This window comes from Veillonella atypica (genome assembly GCF_041431435.1).
Lineage (GTDB): Bacteria > Bacillota > Negativicutes > Veillonellales > Veillonellaceae > Veillonella > Veillonella atypica.
Map to the genome: position 1 here is coordinate 330991 of NZ_JAPVXV010000001.1, position 19883 is coordinate 350873.

20 protein-coding genes and 5 tRNA genes are annotated in these 19883 nt (G+C 37.7%); 1 reads left to right on the forward strand and 24 read right to left on the reverse strand.

Going from position 1 to position 19883, the window contains the following annotated elements:
• The first annotated feature begins 85 nt into the window (after window positions 1-85).
• On the forward strand, window positions 86-1918 hold the full coding sequence (locus tag O3598_RS01560) for a phosphoethanolamine transferase (protein WP_156931189.1): 1833 nt from the start codon (window positions 86-88) through the stop codon (window positions 1916-1918).
• A gap of 37 nt (window positions 1919-1955) precedes the next feature.
• On the opposite strand, the gene O3598_RS01565 is transcribed toward O3598_RS01560, so the two are convergent.
• The 24 genes from O3598_RS01565 to O3598_RS01680 form a co-directional block, all read right to left on the reverse strand.
• On the reverse strand, window positions 1956-2411 hold the full coding sequence (locus O3598_RS01565; RefSeq protein WP_156931188.1) for a 2-thiouracil desulfurase family protein: 456 nt from the start codon (window positions 2409-2411) through the stop codon (window positions 1956-1958).
• Between the two features lie 67 nt (window positions 2412-2478).
• Window positions 2479-2567 (reverse strand) — tRNA-Leu (locus tag O3598_RS01570).
• Window positions 2568-2583: 16 nt separating this feature from the next.
• A tRNA-Cys gene (locus tag O3598_RS01575) sits at window positions 2584-2658 on the reverse strand.
• 12 nt (window positions 2659-2670) lie between these two features.
• Window positions 2671-2745: transfer RNA gene (locus tag O3598_RS01580), tRNA-Gly, on the reverse strand.
• A 7-nt stretch (window positions 2746-2752) separates the two neighbouring features.
• Window positions 2753-2828: transfer RNA gene (locus O3598_RS01585), tRNA-Phe, on the reverse strand.
• Window positions 2829-2833: 5 nt separating this feature from the next.
• Window positions 2834-2909: transfer RNA gene (locus tag O3598_RS01590), tRNA-Asp, on the reverse strand.
• A gap of 50 nt (window positions 2910-2959) precedes the next feature.
• The gene (locus tag O3598_RS01595) at window positions 2960-3556 is read right to left on the reverse strand and encodes an MBL fold metallo-hydrolase (RefSeq protein ID WP_156931187.1); all 597 of its coding nucleotides are present in this window, start codon (window positions 3554-3556) and stop codon (window positions 2960-2962) included.
• Between the two features lie 46 nt (window positions 3557-3602).
• Entirely contained in the window at window positions 3603-5090 is a 1488-nt protein-coding gene (locus tag O3598_RS01600; protein ID WP_005381312.1) for a TrkH family potassium uptake protein, read from the reverse strand.
• A 7-nt stretch (window positions 5091-5097) separates the two neighbouring features.
• A complete protein-coding gene (gene trkA, locus O3598_RS01605; RefSeq protein ID WP_205096575.1) occupies window positions 5098-6438 on the reverse strand; it encodes a Trk system potassium transporter TrkA in 1341 nt (446 codons plus the stop codon).
• 3 nt (window positions 6439-6441) lie between these two features.
• Window positions 6442-7335, reverse strand: coding sequence for a CvfB family protein (locus O3598_RS01610; protein ID WP_205096577.1), 894 nt, complete (start codon window positions 7333-7335; stop codon window positions 6442-6444).
• A gap of 3 nt (window positions 7336-7338) precedes the next feature.
• Window positions 7339-7701, reverse strand: coding sequence for a ribosome silencing factor (rsfS, locus tag O3598_RS01615; RefSeq protein WP_005378863.1), 363 nt, complete (start codon window positions 7699-7701; stop codon window positions 7339-7341).
• Between the two features lie 11 nt (window positions 7702-7712).
• Window positions 7713-8837: an LCP family protein gene (locus O3598_RS01620; protein WP_009661276.1), complete on the reverse strand. Its 1125-nt coding sequence runs from the start codon at window positions 8835-8837 to the stop codon at window positions 7713-7715.
• 1 nt (window position 8838) lies between these two features.
• The gene (gene yqeK / locus O3598_RS01625; protein WP_038123587.1) at window positions 8839-9411 is read right to left on the reverse strand and encodes a bis(5'-nucleosyl)-tetraphosphatase (symmetrical) YqeK; all 573 of its coding nucleotides are present in this window, start codon (window positions 9409-9411) and stop codon (window positions 8839-8841) included.
• Window positions 9412-9417: 6 nt separating this feature from the next.
• Window positions 9418-10032, reverse strand: a complete 615-nt coding sequence (gene nadD / locus O3598_RS01630; RefSeq protein ID WP_371451490.1) for a nicotinate-nucleotide adenylyltransferase — start codon at window positions 10030-10032, stop codon at window positions 9418-9420.
• Window positions 10033-10171: 139 nt separating this feature from the next.
• Window positions 10172-11425, reverse strand: coding sequence for a glutamate-5-semialdehyde dehydrogenase (locus O3598_RS01635; RefSeq protein ID WP_371451492.1), 1254 nt, complete (start codon window positions 11423-11425; stop codon window positions 10172-10174).
• A gap of 11 nt (window positions 11426-11436) precedes the next feature.
• A complete protein-coding gene (gene proB / locus O3598_RS01640) occupies window positions 11437-12558 on the reverse strand; it encodes a glutamate 5-kinase (RefSeq protein WP_005378824.1) in 1122 nt (373 codons plus the stop codon).
• A gap of 36 nt (window positions 12559-12594) precedes the next feature.
• Window positions 12595-12879, reverse strand: a complete 285-nt coding sequence (yhbY, locus tag O3598_RS01645; protein ID WP_005381303.1) for a ribosome assembly RNA-binding protein YhbY — start codon at window positions 12877-12879, stop codon at window positions 12595-12597.
• Window positions 12880-12887: 8 nt separating this feature from the next.
• Window positions 12888-14159 carry a GTPase ObgE gene (obgE, locus tag O3598_RS01650; RefSeq protein ID WP_302064326.1) on the reverse strand — a complete coding sequence of 424 codons (1272 nt, stop codon included), beginning with the start codon at window positions 14157-14159 and terminating at the stop codon, window positions 12888-12890.
• Between the two features lie 22 nt (window positions 14160-14181).
• The gene (locus O3598_RS01655; RefSeq protein WP_371451494.1) at window positions 14182-15318 is read right to left on the reverse strand and encodes a S41 family peptidase; all 1137 of its coding nucleotides are present in this window, start codon (window positions 15316-15318) and stop codon (window positions 14182-14184) included.
• A gap of 1 nt (window position 15319) precedes the next feature.
• Window positions 15320-16516 (reverse strand): murein hydrolase activator EnvC family protein, encoded by a 1197-nt coding sequence (locus O3598_RS01660; RefSeq protein WP_371451496.1) that lies wholly within the window; start codon window positions 16514-16516, stop codon window positions 15320-15322.
• Between the two features lie 10 nt (window positions 16517-16526).
• Window positions 16527-17414 carry a permease-like cell division protein FtsX gene (gene ftsX / locus O3598_RS01665; RefSeq protein WP_016475509.1) on the reverse strand — a complete coding sequence of 296 codons (888 nt, stop codon included), beginning with the start codon at window positions 17412-17414 and terminating at the stop codon, window positions 16527-16529.
• The gene (gene ftsE / locus O3598_RS01670; protein ID WP_005378987.1) at window positions 17404-18090 is read right to left on the reverse strand and encodes a cell division ATP-binding protein FtsE; all 687 of its coding nucleotides are present in this window, start codon (window positions 18088-18090) and stop codon (window positions 17404-17406) included. Before ftsE ends, ftsX begins: the two co-directional genes overlap by 11 nt.
• Window positions 18091-18101: 11 nt before the next feature.
• Window positions 18102-19034 (reverse strand): transketolase family protein, encoded by a 933-nt coding sequence (locus O3598_RS01675; protein WP_038123597.1) that lies wholly within the window; start codon window positions 19032-19034, stop codon window positions 18102-18104.
• Complete coding sequence (locus O3598_RS01680) at window positions 19034-19870, reverse strand: transketolase (protein WP_156718526.1); 837 nt, start codon at window positions 19868-19870, stop codon at window positions 19034-19036. Before O3598_RS01680 ends, O3598_RS01675 begins: the two co-directional genes overlap by 1 nt.
• Window positions 19871-19883: the final 13 nt, after the last annotated feature.

Here is a 19883-nt window from a genome sequence, read left to right on the forward strand (position 1 = left end):
AATTGTATTTTTTAGTATTCTTTGTTATCTTATAATGTAAAGAAAATTATATATTTGTTGTAATCTCCTTTAGAAAGGATACATTATGTTGTCATCAATGAAATCATTGATTCAAAATCCTATTTTGCGTTTTGGCATTATAGGCATAGTGCTCTACATTGCACTATTTTTTATTTATGAACCAGTTACATTAGGTCTAGATGTTGAGGATATTACAATCCTTGCGGTACCGACCATGGTTGGTATGTTTTTATTCCAATACTTTATGAGTTGTACCGTATTTCATCGTGCGTTCTTAGGATATGGTTTAGTAGGCTTACTATGGGGACTCACATTTCCATTATTATTTCATTGGTCTTATGTAAAACCTCTATATTTCTATGAGTTTGCCAATGATTTTCTATTCGGCTTACTTCTATTTATGGGGCTTTCAGGTATCCAATATTTGGTAACCCAAACGGGACGTCTACAGAAATTAACATCAGCTATACTAGCTTTATTCTCTTCGTTCCTTAGTCTTATTCCATTATTACAAATTGGTTATTATATAACCACCTGGCACTGTTTAACACCAGCAAGCCTATTGGCTGTATACATGACAAATCCTGAAGAAGCCTTTGGATTCTTAAAAAATGCTGCTGGTATTCCTGGCCTTATCGCTATCGTCATAGGCCTTATTTTATGGACACTCTTTCTATATTGGTGCAACCTAGGTATGAAACGAGTTGTCGATTTTAATACAACACGTCCTTTGCGATTAGGTGTACTCATCGCATCCATGGTAGCATTTATCGTATATGTACCATTCTTCTTATTTCCTCAAACATGCATCGTAGCCAATTGGACGGCTGCTGGTAATTATGTTAAAGAAATGCAACAATACAACGATAATCACCATCTTGTATTTGATTCATTCAATTTGGATACAAAGGATACGACACCTACTAAAACGCCTGGAACTATCATTCTCGTTATCGGCGAATCCAGTTCCCGTGATTATATGAAGGTCTATAATCCAAAATTCCAATACGATGACACACCTTGGCAAGAGGATATGCGCGATCACAATAAAGATTTTATCTTCTTTAATCATGCGTACTCTTCCTACGTACAAACAGTACCAACATTAGAACGTGCCCTTTCAGAGCGCAATCAGTATAACGACCGACCATTCTTAGATTCTGCTAATATTTTGGATGTAGCTAAAAAAGCAGGTTACACCACATCGTGGTTCAGTAACCAAGGCGTATTTGGCGAATACGATACAGCTATTTCTTTGATGGCTAAAACGGCGGATACTACAAAGTGGGCTCACGAATCCTATGGCTTCTCTGATTTATATGATGAAGCATTATTGCCATTGTTAAAAACAGCTGATCCAAGTAAAAATAATTTTATCGTAATTCATATTATGGGCAGTCATATTTATTATAATGACCGCTATCCGCATGAATTCAGTAAATGGAAAAAAGGTCCCAATCCTGAAGGTATCGAGGCTTATGCTAATAGTCAGCTCTATACAGATTGGTTGTTACAACAAATCTACACCTATGGTAAAGATAATTTAAATCTTCAAGCTATGGTTTACTTCTCTGATCATGGTGAAAGCGTTGACAAGTCCCACAATCCAGACACCTTTGATTTTGTGATGACTCACATTCCATTCTGGATGTACTTATCGCCTCAATATCGTGCAGCATATCCTCAAACGGTATCAGCACTCGATAGTCATGAACATCAATATTTCACAAATGATTTATTATACGATACATTAGTTGGTCTCATGCATGCACCAAACAGTCGTTACGATAAAACAAGAGACTTTAGTAATAGTGCTTATCGATTTAATTTACACAATTTAACAACACTATTAGGTGAACAGCCATTAACAAATGACCCAGTTAATGCAGGTCAATAACATACACTAATACAACAATAGCGACGATTGATACATATCAATCGTCGCTATTGTACTTTATAAGGTCCTGTACATTCTTTTCTGTATAGATTTGTATATTATGTTGTAATAAAAGCTCAGACGTAACACCAACCCCATTTACGAGGGTTCTAGTAAATGTACCATCATATATTTCACCATATCCACAGCTTGGACTCTTAGCCTTTAGTAAAGCACACAAACAATTTTTATCTATAGCAATTGCTAAAGCTAATTCTGCACCCCGTTTAAATTGTTCTGTAACATCTATACTATTTCTCGTTTGGACTCGATCACCTATCCGCTCCGCTGGGGGTCTTGGTGTTAAAAGTCCACCCAGTACCTCAGGACATACTGGTATAAGATTATAGAGGCTCTTAAGTTCTTCCAAACAGTCTATTTTGTTATGGTTACCATCATAACGGCAACAAACACCACAAAGACATTCACTAATCAACAGATTCGGTTTACTCACGTTATATACCCACTCGTAAATACAGTTAAAATTATATACAAAAAAAGACTAACCGAAGTTAGTCTAATGGTGCCGAGGACCGGAATCGAACCGGTACGGTTATTTCTAACCGACGGATTTTAAGTCCGTTGCGTCTGCCTGTTCCGCCACCCCGGCATGGGTAACGATTTTGTGGAGGCGGCACCCAGAATCGAACTGGGGAATAAAGGTTTTGCAGACCTCTGCCTTACCGCTTGGCTATGCCGCCATATAAAATTAGTGGAGCGGGAAACGAGATTCGAACTCGCGACCCCCGCCTTGGCAAGGCGGTGCTCTACCGCTGAGCTATTCCCGCATGTACATGGTGCCTCAGGACAGAATCGAACTGTCGACACACGGATTTTCAGTCCGTTGCTCTACCGACTGAGCTACCGAGGCATGAATGGCGACCCCGATCAGATTTGAACTGACGATCTTCGCCGTGACAGGGCGACATGTTAACCGCTACACCACGGGGCCGTATCCAAAGTACTTGCTTAGTATATCTGTTATCAGAGTTTTTGTCAACACTATATGTGTAAATTCTTGATGAAGTTTTTTTCATCTCCCAAAATAGTGCTCTCCCTATGTCCAGGTTCTACTAATAATGCATCATCTAACTCCATTATTTTACATAAGCTTTTACGTAAAGCTTCAGCATTGCCATTATAGTTATCACTATTCCCCACATTTTGTTTAAAAATAGTGTCACCTGTAAATAGATGACCTTCTATTTCAAAACATACTGAACCCGCACTATGACCCGGTGTATGATACACCCGTATATGAAATGGTCCGATATTTAGTATACCTTCTTGCAAAGGAATACATTGAGTGAACATTTTTTTCTTGTATACACTTGGTCGACGACGAATCAATTGCAATAATTCATGATCTCCATCATGTAGATATGCAGGTATATTATAATGTCCACAAATATCATCAAGAGCCGACACATGGTCACAATGACCATGTGTTAATAAAACCGCAATTGGTTTAGAATCTCCTACCATCTCAATTATATGTTTACTATGAAATCCAGGGTCAATTATGAGAGATTGATTGTCTTTTTTTAATACATAACAATTTGCCTTATACAAGCCTAATGGGCGTTTTATTATTTCCATTATACAATCCCTCCCCCATAACTAATGCAGTATACAATATAAACTTCTATAAAATTCTATATCGTTTTGTAGTATCTTTTTTAATAAAATACCCTTCCCAGAATTGTGGATGAAGCATGACTAGAATCGTAAATAATTCCAAACGACCTAATAGCATATCTACAATAGCCACACCTTTTGCACCTAATGGCAATAATGCAAAAGAATCAGTTGGTCCATAACCACCAAAGGCTAAACCTACATTACTTTGGAATGCGGTGACTATTTGGAGTGCATCACCTGTAGATAAACCAAAACATGTCATAAGAAATACGGATATAACATAAATCATTAAATATAGAAATATAAATTGTTGCGTCATATGCACCCATTTATCTGGTAATGGCTTTCCATTGATTCGTACAACTTGAACCATATCTGGATGTATGGCTTTTCTCAAATAAATGATACTACTCTTAATTAATATAATGAGACGAATAATCTTAACGCCACCGGTCGTAGATCCACTACACCCTCCAAAAAAACTGGCTATAAATAACATCATTTGAGCCGCAGCAGGCCATAAATCGTAATCAGATACAGCAAAACCACTGCCCGTTTGTATTGATACTAAGGTAAAGGCTGCATCTTGAAAAACTTGTCCTATATCCATAGAATTAGATTGAAAATATAAGGATATAAAGGTGATAAGAATACCAATAACTAATACAAGCCAATACATACGCGTTTCAAAATCAGAGAATAACGCTGAGAATCCTTTTTGAATTACATTATAATATACGGCAAAATTTCCACCTGCAATGACCATAAACAGTATAAATACAACACATATATATGTATTTTGACTATATAAAAAAGTACCTGCAGTAGTTGGTGTCAATCCACCAGTAGCAATAATAGAAAATGCATAATTCAATGCATCAAAAGGATCTATACCACCTAAACAAAGCATGATAAAACAGATGATTGTAAATATTACGTACAATGTCCATAATTTCGATGCTATAGATTGAATCCGTGGTAACACTACACCTGGTTTTGGCACAGATGCCTCAGCATTGAAAAAATGCGCAGCATCAGCACCAAGATTACGTAAGAATGATAGAATCAACACAATGATTCCCATACCGCCAATCCAATGCATTAATCCACGCCACAGTATGAAAGACTTAGGTATGCTATCAACATCAGAAATAACTGTAGCACCAGTAGCGGTAATACCTGACATAGATTCAAACAGCGCGTCCATCGGGTTAACTAATACACCAGATATTATAAAGGGAAACGCCCCCAATAACATTGTTAAAATCCATGTTGAGCTAACCACTAAAAAGCCATCTCTCAAGCTAAAGGTTTTACTCTTATTTCCACCAAGTACTAGTAGACCACCGAGCAGTATGGATAATATAGCTGTAATACAAAAGGACCAATATGCAGTTTCAAATAGAATACTATATATAAATGGTATAACAAGAAAAGCTCCAAAAATATAGAGTAATTTGCCTACCAAGGACATGACAATCTGTATACGCATATAACCCCTACGTTAAATAATTCAATAATTTAGTAACAGATTCAGGCAATGAGAATAGTACAATATGATCCCCCACTAACAGCTCTGTATTCCCCCGTGGAACAATCGCTTCATCACCGCGGAGTATAACACCAACTAAGGCTTTACCAGGTAGCCGAATATCTTTTAGTTGTTTACCTGCTACGGGAGATTGTTCTGTAATAAGAATCTCTATAGATTCAGCCTTGCCACCTTCAAAAGTAGATATGGAGACAACGCCTTCTCCACTTCGAACAAATCGTAATATTTGTCCTGCAGTCATTAGACGTGGTGAAAATACAATATCTATACCGACTTGTTCCATGAGCATAATATATTCAGGACGTCCCACACGAACAACGGTTTTAGGTATGCCCATATGTTTCCCTACTAAAGCAACTAAAAGATTTAATTTATCATCATCTGTTAAAACGATAATAACATCATTATCGGCTACTTCTTCGGCTTCTAATAAATCAAAATCCGTACCATCCCCATTGATGACAATGGTTTTATCCACTTGTGCAGCCAAGGCTTCACAACGCTCAATATCCTTCTCAATAACCTTAACAGTAAATCCTGCTTTTTCCAATAAGATAGCTAGATTACGACCTAATAAACCAGCGCCTACAATAACAGCCCGTTTATGGAAGGTTGCATGATTAGAAAACCATTCTTGTTCTACTTCATTAATACCATCTTTTAAACCTAAAAAGAAAACACTGTCATTAGGTAATAGTATGCTTTCACCATGAGGTATAATCATTTCACCTAATCGTAAAATGCCAACCAATAACACACCTTCTGGAAAAGTCAACTCTTTTAAAGGTTTATTTACGAGCGGGAATGTACTATTAATTTTAAATTCCATTAAACGTACAGCGCCTTGACCAAATTCTTCTACGTCCAAAGCGGATGGTGTTTCAATAATATGAAGTAATTCTTGCGCCGTAACCATTTCTGGATTAATGAATAAATCAACACCTAATCGTTCTTTCATATGATCGTCCATATGATCAACGATATTTGTATCCCTCACACGTGCTACAGTAGATGGAACACCTGCTATTTTAGCTACCGCACAAGATAACATATTAACTTCATCTGAATCGGTAACTGAGATAAACATCCCCACATCAGATAAGTCAATTTCATTCAATAACTGAATGTCACTACCATTACCGCATACTAAACTAACATCCAATGTATTTTCAAGATTATGGATACGCTCCTGTGAACGGTCTATAAGATATACGTCATGATCATCTTGCACCAGTCTTTCACATAAGGAATAACCGACCTTACCAGCACCTACTACAATAATTTTCATAGCTTAGTCCTCTTGTGAATTTGGGGTCCATTGTTTACCAGTTTCTGTCAACAATGTCCAACCATCTTCTTGTACTACAAGTCGGGATTTCATTAAATGACCTATAGCTCGTTTAAATGCAGCCTTGCTGATGTTAAATTTATCCTTAATCAACATGGCTGATGATTCATCACTATAAGGCATTTTACCGCCTCGTTGTAATAGGTATTCCATAATAATCTGGCCATCAGAGATTAACGCTTTTTCTTTAATTGGACGCATAGACACATTAATACGACCATCTTCACGTTTGAACGTAACACGAGCCTCTACCATTTCTCCAACATTTAATTTGCGTGTCATTTCTGAACGATGCAAAAAAGCAATCCATCGCTCAGGGGTAATAAAAAAGGCTCCATCACTAGTCAAATTGTAAATAGCACCACTTACTTGTTGTCCTACAACAGCATCGGTAGCAGCTTTAGAGGCGCGTCTCATCTCATCATCAACGTCCATAGAAACGGCCATACGACCAGATTTATCGGTATATAATTTTACCCATACCTTTTCCCCTACTTGAGGTCTGCCACGCATTTCAGCGTGAGGCATAAAAATCCCCCGTTCAGTACCAACCTCAACGAAACAACCAAAATTGGTTACATTAATAACCTCAACATAACCAATTTGACCGACCTTCATAGCAGGCAATCGCATGGAGGCTGTCAAACGGCCCTTAGGGTCACGATATAGAAATACCTCTACATCATCACCGATAGCAACTGGCGAAGTTTGTTGATCCTTATGTAGCAAGATATCATCATTTGTATTTCCCGTTTGACCGTCAAGGAAAGCGCCATGATCACTAGTGCGTAGAACACGCAGTGTAGCAATGGTATTTTCCAATAATTCGCTAGCCATAGATTATTCTCCTTCAAAAGGAACACGTCCAGCATCGTTCCATAAGGCTTCTAGTCCATAAAATTCACGAATTTCATCGTTACCAAACACGTGACAAATAATATCGCCAAAGTCCAATAATACCCATTCACCTTCGCGATATCCTTCACGATGGAGGACCGTCATACCTTGTTCTGCTGCTATATCCTCAATTTCATCTGCAATGCTTTGAGATTGTTTAATATTATTGGCGCTTACAATCATAAAATAATCGCCTAACATAGAAACACCTTCCAAATCAAGTATTTCAATATCATGACCTTTCTTATCATAAGCCGCTTGTGCAAGCGCTAAAACATGTTGTTTAATTTCTTCTTTTTGTTTCATTGTATCTCCTATTATTCTTTCTTCTCTGGTTCTGAACCTGGTTCTGATGGTTTTACACGTGTGCTTTGTTCTGATTCTACTGCAACAGGTGCTTTTTTAGTTTCAGGTGTAGAAACAAATTGACTTAAATCTTCTGGTGCCAATGTCCCCATTGTAATTCCCACTAAGCGCTGAGCTTCAGTTGGATTTACATGCCAATACACGACGTCATTAATTTTTTCTTTTTCACCAGGCAAAATATAAAAATGAATATGGTCTTTATCCATTTGACCGATAGAACGCATTAATTTAATAGCATCCCATGTAGATATATTACTTTCATAATGACTCCATAAACGCCATATATGCCAAGCTTTTGTAATAAACCAAGTATCTTGTTCCCGATCAACCCATAATTTCAAGAACCGTTCTTGTCGTTGAACACGTCCAAAATTATCATTATTTTCGTCTGTGTAGCGTAAATATGCTAATGCATTATCACTATCTAAATTTTGATAGCCTCTGCGTAAATCTATATCTTTACTACCAGTTTCAGCATCAACATGTTCCATATTCTTTTCTACGTAAAACTGTTGACTGCCTAAAACATCACTTGTTTTTTTGAAAGCTGCCTCATCAACGACAACATAATAAGGTATGCTGATATGGAATATATCCTCTACAACGGCTTTCGTTAGTTCAATATTACCTTCTGCATACATTTGATTTAACATAGATGCAGATTTTTGGTCTCTACTTTCAATTTTACTATTGCTAGGAATACCAATTATATCCATCGTATTAGTATTCATATTAATAGACATGAGGAATAATGAGTCAGCTTGACTCGGATTATTTTTATCTCGCCCTACAATTAATACATATACTGGCTTGTCCAATGCTTTCTGTTCTACATTAACCGTATCAGTATGCTTAGGTTCACTGGATTCTTCAATCTCACTTGCAGTATCAGTTTGTGTTACTCGATGATATACATAACTGATTCCACTATACATACCCCAACCGATGCCACAAATAACAGTAAGTGCTAACACGAATGCGATGATTAGACGGCCCCATTGGAGCTTATTTTTTTTCATCTGACGTTCTCGACGTCTTCTACGACGACGAGCTCGCGCTTTTTCACGTTCATCCATTCTAGGCACCTCCTTTTTTCATATGCTGTATAAGATCATTACGGCTAATAATAGTAAGAGGATAAATAGTATCATTACTATCTATTAAATGTCGAATGGTCATATCAAATCCACACAATACTCCGGCATCAAGAGACTGTTCTGCAGCTGCACGAATATCGTTTACGCCAGGAAAATTACGATTAGGCTCAATATAATCAGCTAAAAATATAACTTTATCCAATTTTGACATGCCCACTTTTCCAGTTGTATGAACACGTATTGCTTCTAATACTTGTCGATTAGTAATACCATAATGAGTATTCGCTAACACCATACCTGCTAAACCATGTAATAAAGCACCGCTATGTAACATATCAACATCACAGGCCAAATCTGCAACTAAATCTTGCATTTCTAATAATGGTAATTCTTTAGCACAGTCATGTAACATCGCTGCTAACCGAGCGTCTTCTACATTAGCCCCATATTTTTTAGCTAAATAAATCGCTGACTCTACAACACCTAAGGTGTGTATAAAACGCTTTTTACTTAATTTATTAGACAAGTCGGTTTCAATTTGTTGTATATCCACCTTTAATTATTCCTTCCGATAAATATCATATTTTTCAATATATTGAACTACACATTTTGGTAACATATATCTGACCGTCAAACCATGTCGCAGTCGGTCCCGTAAATAAGTAGCAGATAATTTCATTTCTGGTACATTCATTAAATGGATTCTATCCTTAGCTTTGGGACCTAATAAATCTAAAGTTGTATCAACAACCTGAGATCCATCAGGCCTCATAGCACCAATAAAATGACAATGCTCTAATAATTCATCAATAAATTTCCAATTAGGTAAATCTCGTATTGTATCTGTACCAGCAATAAAGTAAAAAGAAACAGAATCTCCATATATTTTTTTGAAATGATGAATAGTATCAATTGTATAGGAAGGCCCTTCACGACGCATTTCCACATCGGATATTTCAAAATACGGGTTATCTGCTACCGCCGCAGACGTCATGGCATAACGATGCTTAGCATCAATAACATCATTATGTTTATGAGGAGGTATTCTGGCAGGAACAAATATAACCTTTTCTAATTGAAAGCTTTCCCTTGCTACTTCTGCAATCATTAGATGTCCTAAGTGGATAGGGTTAAAAGTTCCGCCTATAATACCAATCCGCCGTTTCTCTACCATATATAAGTCACACCCTTTATGACTATAATACAAATCAAGATAAATAATGCTAATGCTTTTACATACGATACCCACTCATAACGACCTTTTGGGGTCTTAATATAACGATAATAGGCTCGTATCAAATAATATAAACGCATCACGAACGAATTTGTCCTGTACCAAATACAAAATATTTATAGGATGTTAATGCTTGTAATCCCATTGGTCCACGAGCATGGAGTTTTTGTGTACTAATGCCAATTTCAGCACCAAATCCAAATTCAAAACCATCTGTGAAACGTGTAGACGCATTATGATATACAGTAGAACAATCGATAAGATTCATAAAATGCTGAGCGGTTTTCATATTATCTGTTACAATCGCTTCAGAATGATGTGTCGTATATTGATTAATATGTGAAATAGCCTCATCCACAGATGATACAATAGCCACATTTAAATCAAGATCATTATATTCTGTACTAAATGAGTGCTCATCAACAGCAATCCCCTTGACAATCTGTAATACATCTGGTGTACCGTGAATCATTACATGATGGAGCTCTAATTTAGAGTCTAATGCCAACAGAAATTTGGGAGCAATAGATTTATGAACCAATAGGGTCTCCATAGAATTACATACAGATGGACGTTGTACCTTTGCATTCACAGCAATATCAACAGCCATGTCAATATTAGCTTCAGCATCAACATAGGTATGACAGACACCGCTTCCCGTCTCTATAACGGGTATCATACTATCACGTACAACCCGTTGTATTAATCCTGCACCGCCACGTGGAATCACTACATCTATATAACGGCGTTGTTGTAGCAATACACTTACAGCTTCACGATCTAATACTTCTACTAACTGGATAGCTGCTCTTGGTAAATCATTGGCTTCTAATACATCTTGCATAATGGATACGATGACGCGATTTGTACGGTATGCTTCCTTACCACCGCGCAGAATAGTGGCATTAGCGGTTTTAAAGCATAAGGCGCCAGCATCAACAGTTACATTTGGACGCGCTTCAAAAATGATACCTATAACACCAAATGGTACGGCACGCTTTTCAATGTGAAGTCCGTTAGGCCTATTAATAGTTTCAAGTATGGTTCCTACCGGTGATGGTAATAGACTAACTTGACGAATACCTTCTGCCATTTGATTAATGCGCTCTTTAGATAGTAGTAATCTATCCAACATCGTATCAGGTACCACGCCTCGAGCCGACTCCATATCCATGTGATTGGCTGTTAAAATTTGTTCACTGTGTTGAACTAACGCATCGGCTATAGCACATAATACCTCATTGATGCGTTTCTCTGGTAATTGCTGTAAAACAATAGATGCTGCTCGTGCAGATTCACCCATTTCTTTAAATATACTTTCATATGAATTCATACTGTACCTCATCAATGAATAATTACTAGATTATTTCTGTGAACAACCTCATCATATGTTGTATCAATTTCTAATACACGAGCTATATCTTGCGTATTGTGACCTCTAATCTTAAGTAAATCTGTAGAACTATAATTCACTAATCCTCTAGCGATTTCTTTTCCCTTAGCAATAATTGATACTGTATCACCAGGTTCAAAAGACCCATCCACTTCAATAATACCAGCTGGTAAAATACTAGCTCCATGATTTAATACGGCTTTCGTACATCCTTCATCTATAGTAATGCTTCCACTTAAGCGTTTCCCATAAGCTACCCAATGATGCTTTTGAGAAACACCTTGATCATTAGCGACAAATAATGTACCTATATTCTCACCTTTACATACTTTACGTAAAGAATTATCCGATTCACCACTGGCAATAATCATATGTATACCTGAATTAGTCGCCATATGGGCAGCCTTAATTTTTGTATACATTCCACCAGTACCCATACTAGAACCTGCACCACCAGCGATTTCATAAGTTTCATCTGTAATTACAGAAACTTCGTGGATTAAAGTAGCTGTAGAATCCGTAGCTGGATTAGCCGTATATAAACCATCAATATCAGATAAAATAATAAGCACATCGGCTTCTACAATCCCTGCTACAGTAGCCGATAATGTATCATTATCGCCTATTTTGTATTCTTCAATAGCTACTACATCATTTTCATTAATGATTGGAATGACATGTAATTGTAATAACGCATGTAATGTATTTCGTAGGTTCAAATAGCTATGACGAGAAGTGCTATCCTCCTTCGTCAATAATATTTGAGCAACCGTTCTACCGTACTCTCGAAACATGCGTTCATACATATGAATGAGTACACCTTGTCCTACCGCTGCTGATGCTTGACGTAACACAAGATCTCTTGGTTTTTCTTTAAAGCCTAACGGCGCAAGGCCTGCACCCGTAGCCCCCGAGGAAACAAGAATAACCTCTTTCCCTTGGTTGGCAAGATCTGATAATTGACGGACTAAATGTTCTATCCGTTCTAAATTTAAATGACCATTTGGGTAACATAATGTACTGCTCCCCACTTTTACAACAATGCGTTTAGCATTCTTAATGGCATCTCTCATACAATCATCTCCTATAAGGGAAAAAGGTTATAACTATTATTTCGGTAATATAATTTTTGGTTCTTTTTTAGCTTTATAAAGAACACCATTGAATCCAATAACTTGTACTAACTCGGCACCAAGCATATCTGCTAATTCTTGAAATATCGCTTTATCTTCTGGGCTATTATTAAGCAATTTAACCTTGATTAATTCACGTGCCATCAGTGCTGCTCGTGCACTATCAATCACGCTATCCTCAAGACCATTTTTACCAATTTGCACAACAGCTGGCATAGTTGCAGCTAATGAGCGTAAATACCGTTTCTGTTTTCCTGTCATTATAACTCCTAGTCTCTGAATGTGAATCGTTGTTCACCAATAACAACTTCATCGCCTTCTTGACATCCTTTTTCACGTAATTTATTATCCAATTCCATAAAACGCCAAATACGTTGGAATCGACGTAAGGATTGATCATCGTCAAGATTGGTCATTGCCACAAGTCGTTCGATACGTTTACCCGTAATATAGAAAGCAGCATCATCACCACGTGTAATAACAAACTCCGTATCTGGCTTTGCTTCATACATAACGGTATCATCAGTGGCTTCAACCTCTGGCTCATAATTTTCTACATAATAATACGCTCGTTCCATTAGCTCAGGTAAACCTTCACCACTCAATGCATTAATTAAGAAAACTTCATAACCCTTGTCTTCAAAATAAGATTTTGTATTTGGAATTGTTTCATCATCAAAGACAAGATCTATTTTATTAAGTGCCACGATTTGTTTCTTATTAGCTAATTTCTCTGAGTATTTACGCAACTCATCATTAATAGCATCAAAATCTACTTTAGGGTCACGACCTTCCATGCCAGATACATCTAGAACGTGAATCAGAATATTCGTGCGTTCTACATGGCGCAAGAAATTATGACCAAGGCCTACACCTTCACTAGCCCCTTCAATAAGACCAGGAATATCAGCCAATACAAAGCTACGATCACCAGGGAGCGTTACAACACCCAATACAGGAGTTAATGTTGTAAAATGATAAGCCGCCACTTCTGGTTGTGCTTTAGATACTTTGCGTAGAATACTTGATTTACCAACGCTTGGATAGCCAAGCAAGCCAACATCAGCCAATACCTTTAGCTCTAGTTGTAACCAGCGTTCTTCCCCTGGTTCCCCCTTTTCAGCAAAGGTAGGTGCACGATTAGAGCTAGATAAAAATCTCGCATTACCGCGTCCACCGCGACCGCCTTTAGCGATGATAAAGGTATCACCATCGTGAACTAAGTCACAGAACACCTTACCTGATTCTTCGTCCTTAACAACGGTACCTAATGGAACAGGAATAATTAAATTTTCTGCACCGCGACCATGTTTATTGGCACTTTCACCATTACCACCCTTTGGCGCTTTAAATTGGCGTTTATAACGAAAATCTACAAGAGTATTAATATTTTTATCTGCTTTTAAAATAACATCTGCCCCTTGGCCACCATCGCCACCGCTTGGTCCGCCATTAGGAACATATTTCTCTCGACGAAAACTAGACATACCGTCTCCGCCATCACCCGCTTTTACAAATACACGAGCGCGATCTATAAACATAATTACATCCTTTTCTGCAAAACTATTTTAATAGTTCTATTGCCTTTTGAATTTGAATATCTGACATATCACTAGATGGGGTAGTTCCCTTTGGTAATTCTAGAACTACATCTGGTTGAATACCAGTTCCATCAATAACACGATCATTAGGAGTATGGTATTTAGCTATAGTCACTTTAATACCTTCATCCTCTAGATTTGGATATACACTTTGAACAGTGCCTTTACCATAACTATTAGTGCCAACAATTGTACCTAATTTTCTATCTTGAATAGCGCCAGCAATGATTTCAGATGCACTAGCAGAACCTTTATTAATGAGAACTACCATAGGTAATGCAGGATTTTTTCCATCAGATACATAATTTTTGGTTTTTCCATCTCGTGTTGTGAAAGATACTAATGTACCTTCTGGCATAATAATGCTAGCAATATCTTGCGCACTATTAAGTAATCCACCAGGATTATCGCGTAAGTCTAGAACTAATGAAGTCATTCCTTCGGATAGAAGCTGCTCATATTGTGTTTTAAAATCACCCGCTGTATGCTCAGCGAATTGACTGATGCGAATATATCCAATGTGTTCTGATAACATCTTACTTTTTACTGTAGGTAATACGATTTCTTCTCTTGTAACGTTAAACGTTAATAATTGATTATCCCGTTCAACCACAATCGTTACATCGCTACCAGCTTCACCACGTATTTTTGAAGCTGCATCTTCAATCGTCATAGAATTAGTATCTACGCCATCAATGGATACGATGTGATCACCGCTTTTGATGCCAGCTTTATAAGCCGGCATATCATCAATCACGGATACTGCTTCTAACCCCTTTGAACCATGTCCAAGAACCATGCCCACACCTGCATAGGTGCCAGAGGTATGCTCTTTCATAGATTCAAAGTCATCCTTGTCTAAATAGACACTATGAGGTTCTCCTAAGGAAGCCACTAAACCTTTCAACATACCATCAAACAATGTGGCTTTACTTACAGGTGTCATAAATTTCTGAGTCGCTATGTAATAGGTTACGACAAATCGTGGTAAACCCATAGCTGATCCAGAAATATACCAAAATACGAGCCACAACATAATGATGGACGCAAGTATATATTTAATTAAGGCTAAACCAATTCTTTTAAAATTATTATTCATTCTATAAATAACCCATAGGATCTACTGGATCCCCGTTTACACGAACTTCAAAGTGAACATGAGGTCCTGTACTATTGCCAGTACTGCCGGCATAAGAAATAACTTGGCCCTTCGCAACGGATTGACCTTCATCTACAGCGAGCTCAGAGTTATGACCATACAGTGTAGAAAGTCCATTACCATGATCGATAACAACAGCATAACCATAGCCGCCCATCCATCCAGACCAAACTACGACGCCACCATCAGCAGCATGAACAGGTGTACCTTCATCAACGCCAATATCAATACCGGAGTGATAAATTGTAGTCCCCCAAATTGGATGAACACGATAGCCATAAGGGGAAGTAATTTCACCACTAACAGGCCAGCCAAGTTGTCCTGTACCTTGTACCCAATTATCTGATGCCCCTTGCCCACCAGAGGATTGAGCCGCGGCCGCAGCCGCAGCAGCAGCTGCGGCACGTGCAGCTTGTCGTTCTTTCAACATAGCACTTACTTGCGCTGAGGAAGCATTAAGTTCTTCAATTGCTTGCATTGCAGTTGCTCTATCATTTTGCGCTTTTTGAAGAACCACATTGCGTTCTGCTTTTTTCTGTTCAATTTCAGCCTGTTTAGCAAGTGCAGCTTTTTCTAATTCAACCAACTTAGCACGATCTGCTTCGAGTTTTTGTTTATGAGCTTCAATGTCAGCACGCTCTTTTTTAATTTCGTTAATCAAGGTGATATCAGAATCGATAATTCGTTTTAAAACCTCTAATCGATTAGCGAAATCACTAAAATCTTTAGACCCAATAACTACATCAAGATAACTAAGTCGTCCATTGATATAAATATCACGAACTCGTTTATAAAATACGGATTCTCGACCTTCTAATCGTTTTTGAGCTTCCGTCAATTGACGTTCATTAAGTGTAATATCATTTTCTACAGCTACACGCTGCTCTTTAATCGTACCTAACTCAGCAGTCGCTTGACGAAGTTGTTCTTCAATTTGTCGCAACTGTTCAGAAACGCTTCCAATCACAGTTTCCGCATCTGCTTTTGCAGCATTTTGCTGGTTAACTTGCTGTTGAATCGAATCTAATTGATTTGTTAAATCTTCATCTTCAGCCATAATATAGGCTGGTGTCCCGCATAATACCACTCCCGAAAGAAGGGCTGCTACGAGACGAGTTTTAAATGTATACTGTCTCATAATCCCTCTACTATACTTTCATATATTGTTTCAATGAAATGGTACTGCCAATAATACCTACGATAATCCCACCGCCAATTAAGCATGCTACTAATTGATAGAAGAATGGGAACATAGGAACTAATGGGAAGAATGCAAGTGAATCGGATACTTCTATGGTAATAAAATGATAGAACTCACCCACGCATAATACGGCAATAATGGACCCAATAAAGCCTAACAACATGCCTTCGATAACAAATGGCCAACGAATAAAGCCATTAGTAGCACCTACATATTTCATAATCGCAATCTCTTTGCGACGAGCAAATACAGTTAAACGAATAGTGTTAGAAATAATAAACAATGTAGCTGCTGCTAAGAAACCGATGAGTACGATACCACCAATACGGATAATTTGTGTAATTCGGAACAATTCCTCAATGATGTCTTGACCATAATGTGTACTTTCTACGCCTTGGAATGTAGTTACTAATTTAGCTGTAGATTTAACATCTTCAGGATTTTCAAAGGTAAGAACATAAGAGTTTGGCAATGGATTTACACCACCTAAGGCATTCACCAATTGTTGTTGATCCCCCAAGCGCTCCTTAAATTCTTTCATAGCTTGTTCTTTATTAACAAATTCTAAGTGTTTTAGATTTGGAATTGCTTTCACTTGCTTACCAACAGCCATAATTTGCTCTGTAGTAAGACCATCTTTCAAATACACACTTAACTGCACTTGATTCTCTAAGCTCGATGCCATGTTATTAAGATTGATAACGCCACAGAGAAATACACCAAGCATAAATAAAGATAATGCTACAGTGGAAATAGACGCTAATGTCATAAGGCCATTGCGTTTCATGGACTTTAAGGCTTCCTTAAAGAAATATTTCATTGTTCTAGGCTTCATTAAATTCTGCACCCCTCATATTATCACTAAGAACACGACCATCTTTTAATTCGATAACTCGCTTATTTAAATAGGTAACAATATCCATATTATGGGTAACCATAATTACAGTAGTGCCAAAATTATTGATATGCTTGAACAAATCTACAATGTCTTTACTCGTATTCGGATCAAGATTGCCAGTTGGTTCATCTGCAATTAATACAGATGGACGATTGACGATAGCCCGTGCAATCGCTACACGTTGCTGTTCACCACCAGATAAATCCTCTGGTAAATCATTCGCCTTATCAGATAAGCCAACTAATTCAAGAACGTGAGCTACCTTCTCTTTAATTACCTTAGGTTTCTCCTCGATAACCTCTAAAGCAAAAGCGATATTTTCAGCTACGCTTTTGTTAGGTAATAGTCGGAAATCTTGAAATACTACGCCTAATTTACGACGCAATTTTGGTATTTTACTACGTTTCAATTTTGTAACATCAAATTCATCGACTATAACAAATCCAGAATCTGGTGTAACTTCATGAGTTAATAATTTAAACAACGTAGATTTACCAGCCCCACTATGACCACAAATCAATACAAACTCACCATCATTAATGGTAATGCACACATTATCAAGTGCAGTAGATCCGTTTTCATATACTTTACTAACATTCTTAAATTCTATCATTGGTTCCCCTTTTATTTACGTGTCACCACTTTTTTAACTGCTTTTACAATATCTTCAGCTGTTAACCCATATTTCGCCATCAATTCTTTTGGTGTACCACTCTCCCCAAATGTATCTTGAACACCAACGAATTCCATAGGAACAGGTTTATGTGCCACAACAACTTCAGATACAGCAGAACCTAAACCGCCTAAAATATTATGTTCTTCAGCAGTCACAATAGCACCTGTTTCTTCAGCGGCTTTAATGATGGCATTAGCATCGATAGGTTTAATGGATGCCATATTAATAACGCGAGCAGAAATTTGTTCACCTTCTAGTTGTTTAGCTGCTTCAACTGCAGGGCCTACTAAAGCACCACAAGCGATAATTGTCACATCAGAACCATCTTTTAATTGATTGGATTTACCAGGTGTGAAAGTATATCCTTCTGCTGTTACATCATCAACACCAGCACGACCGAGACGTACATAAACTGGACCATTATAATCAGCAGCCCATTGAATGACAGATTCTGTTTCTTTTTCATCTGCTGGCACAATAACAGTCATGTTTGGTAAAACACGCATACATGCGATATCTTCTAAACTTTGATGAGTTGCACCATCTTCACCTACAGTAATACCTGCATGTGTAGCACATACTTTCACATTAAGTTTTGGATAGCATACAGCATTACGGATTTGTTCAAATGCACGACCAGTTGCAAACATAGCAAAGGAAGATACAAATGGAATCTTACCTGCTGCAGCTAAACCGGCACCTACAGAGATTAGATTTTGTTCAGCAATACCTACATTAAAGAAACGTTCTGGACACTCCTTCTTAAATGTATCAGTCTTAGTGGATTTTGATAAATCAGCATCAAGAACAATAATATTAGAATTTTCTTTACCAATTTTTGCTAGCGCATTACCGTACGCTTCACGTGTTGCTTTACCCATTATTGTACCCCCATGATTTCATTTACGAATGCCACACCTTGTTCTTCACTAGGTGCCTTACCATGCCAACCAGCTTGACCTTCCATTTCTGCAACACCTTTACCTTTTACAGTATGCATTACGATACATGTAGGACCATCTGTGAAAGCTTTCGCCTCTTCAATGGCTTGATGTAATTCGTCAATATCGTGACCATTTACTTCTATAACATTCCATTTGAAAGCTTTAAATTTATCTGGAATTGGCAATGGGGACATAACTTTTTCAATATCACCATCAATTTGTAGGCCATTATAATCTACAAAGGCAGTCAAATTATTTAATTTATAGTGGCCTGCAAACATAGCAGCTTCCCATACTTGACCTTCTTCAAGTTCTCCATCACCGAGAATAGAATATACACGATAATCAGCATTATCGATTTTACCTGCTAAAGCCATACCACAAGCTGCAGAAATCCCTTGGCCCAAAGAACCTGTAGACATATCTACACCAGGTGTATGCTTCATGTCAGGATGACCTTGAAGTAAATGATTAATTTTACGCAAATTGATTAATTCGGATTTAGGAAAATATCCCTTTTCAGCAAGTGTCGCATACAATGCTGGCGCTGCATGACCTTTTGATAACACAAAACGGTCACGATCTTGCTTTTTAGGATTACTTGGGTCTACATTCATTTCTACAAAATATAACAGAGACATTACATCAGCAATGGATAAAGAGCCACCTGGATGTCCAGATTTAGCTGCTGTAACAGACTGTACGATGCTTACGCGAATCGCTTTTGCTTTCTCTTGTACTAATTGTTTTTGATCTTGACTCAATGTAGCCATAAAGACCTCACTT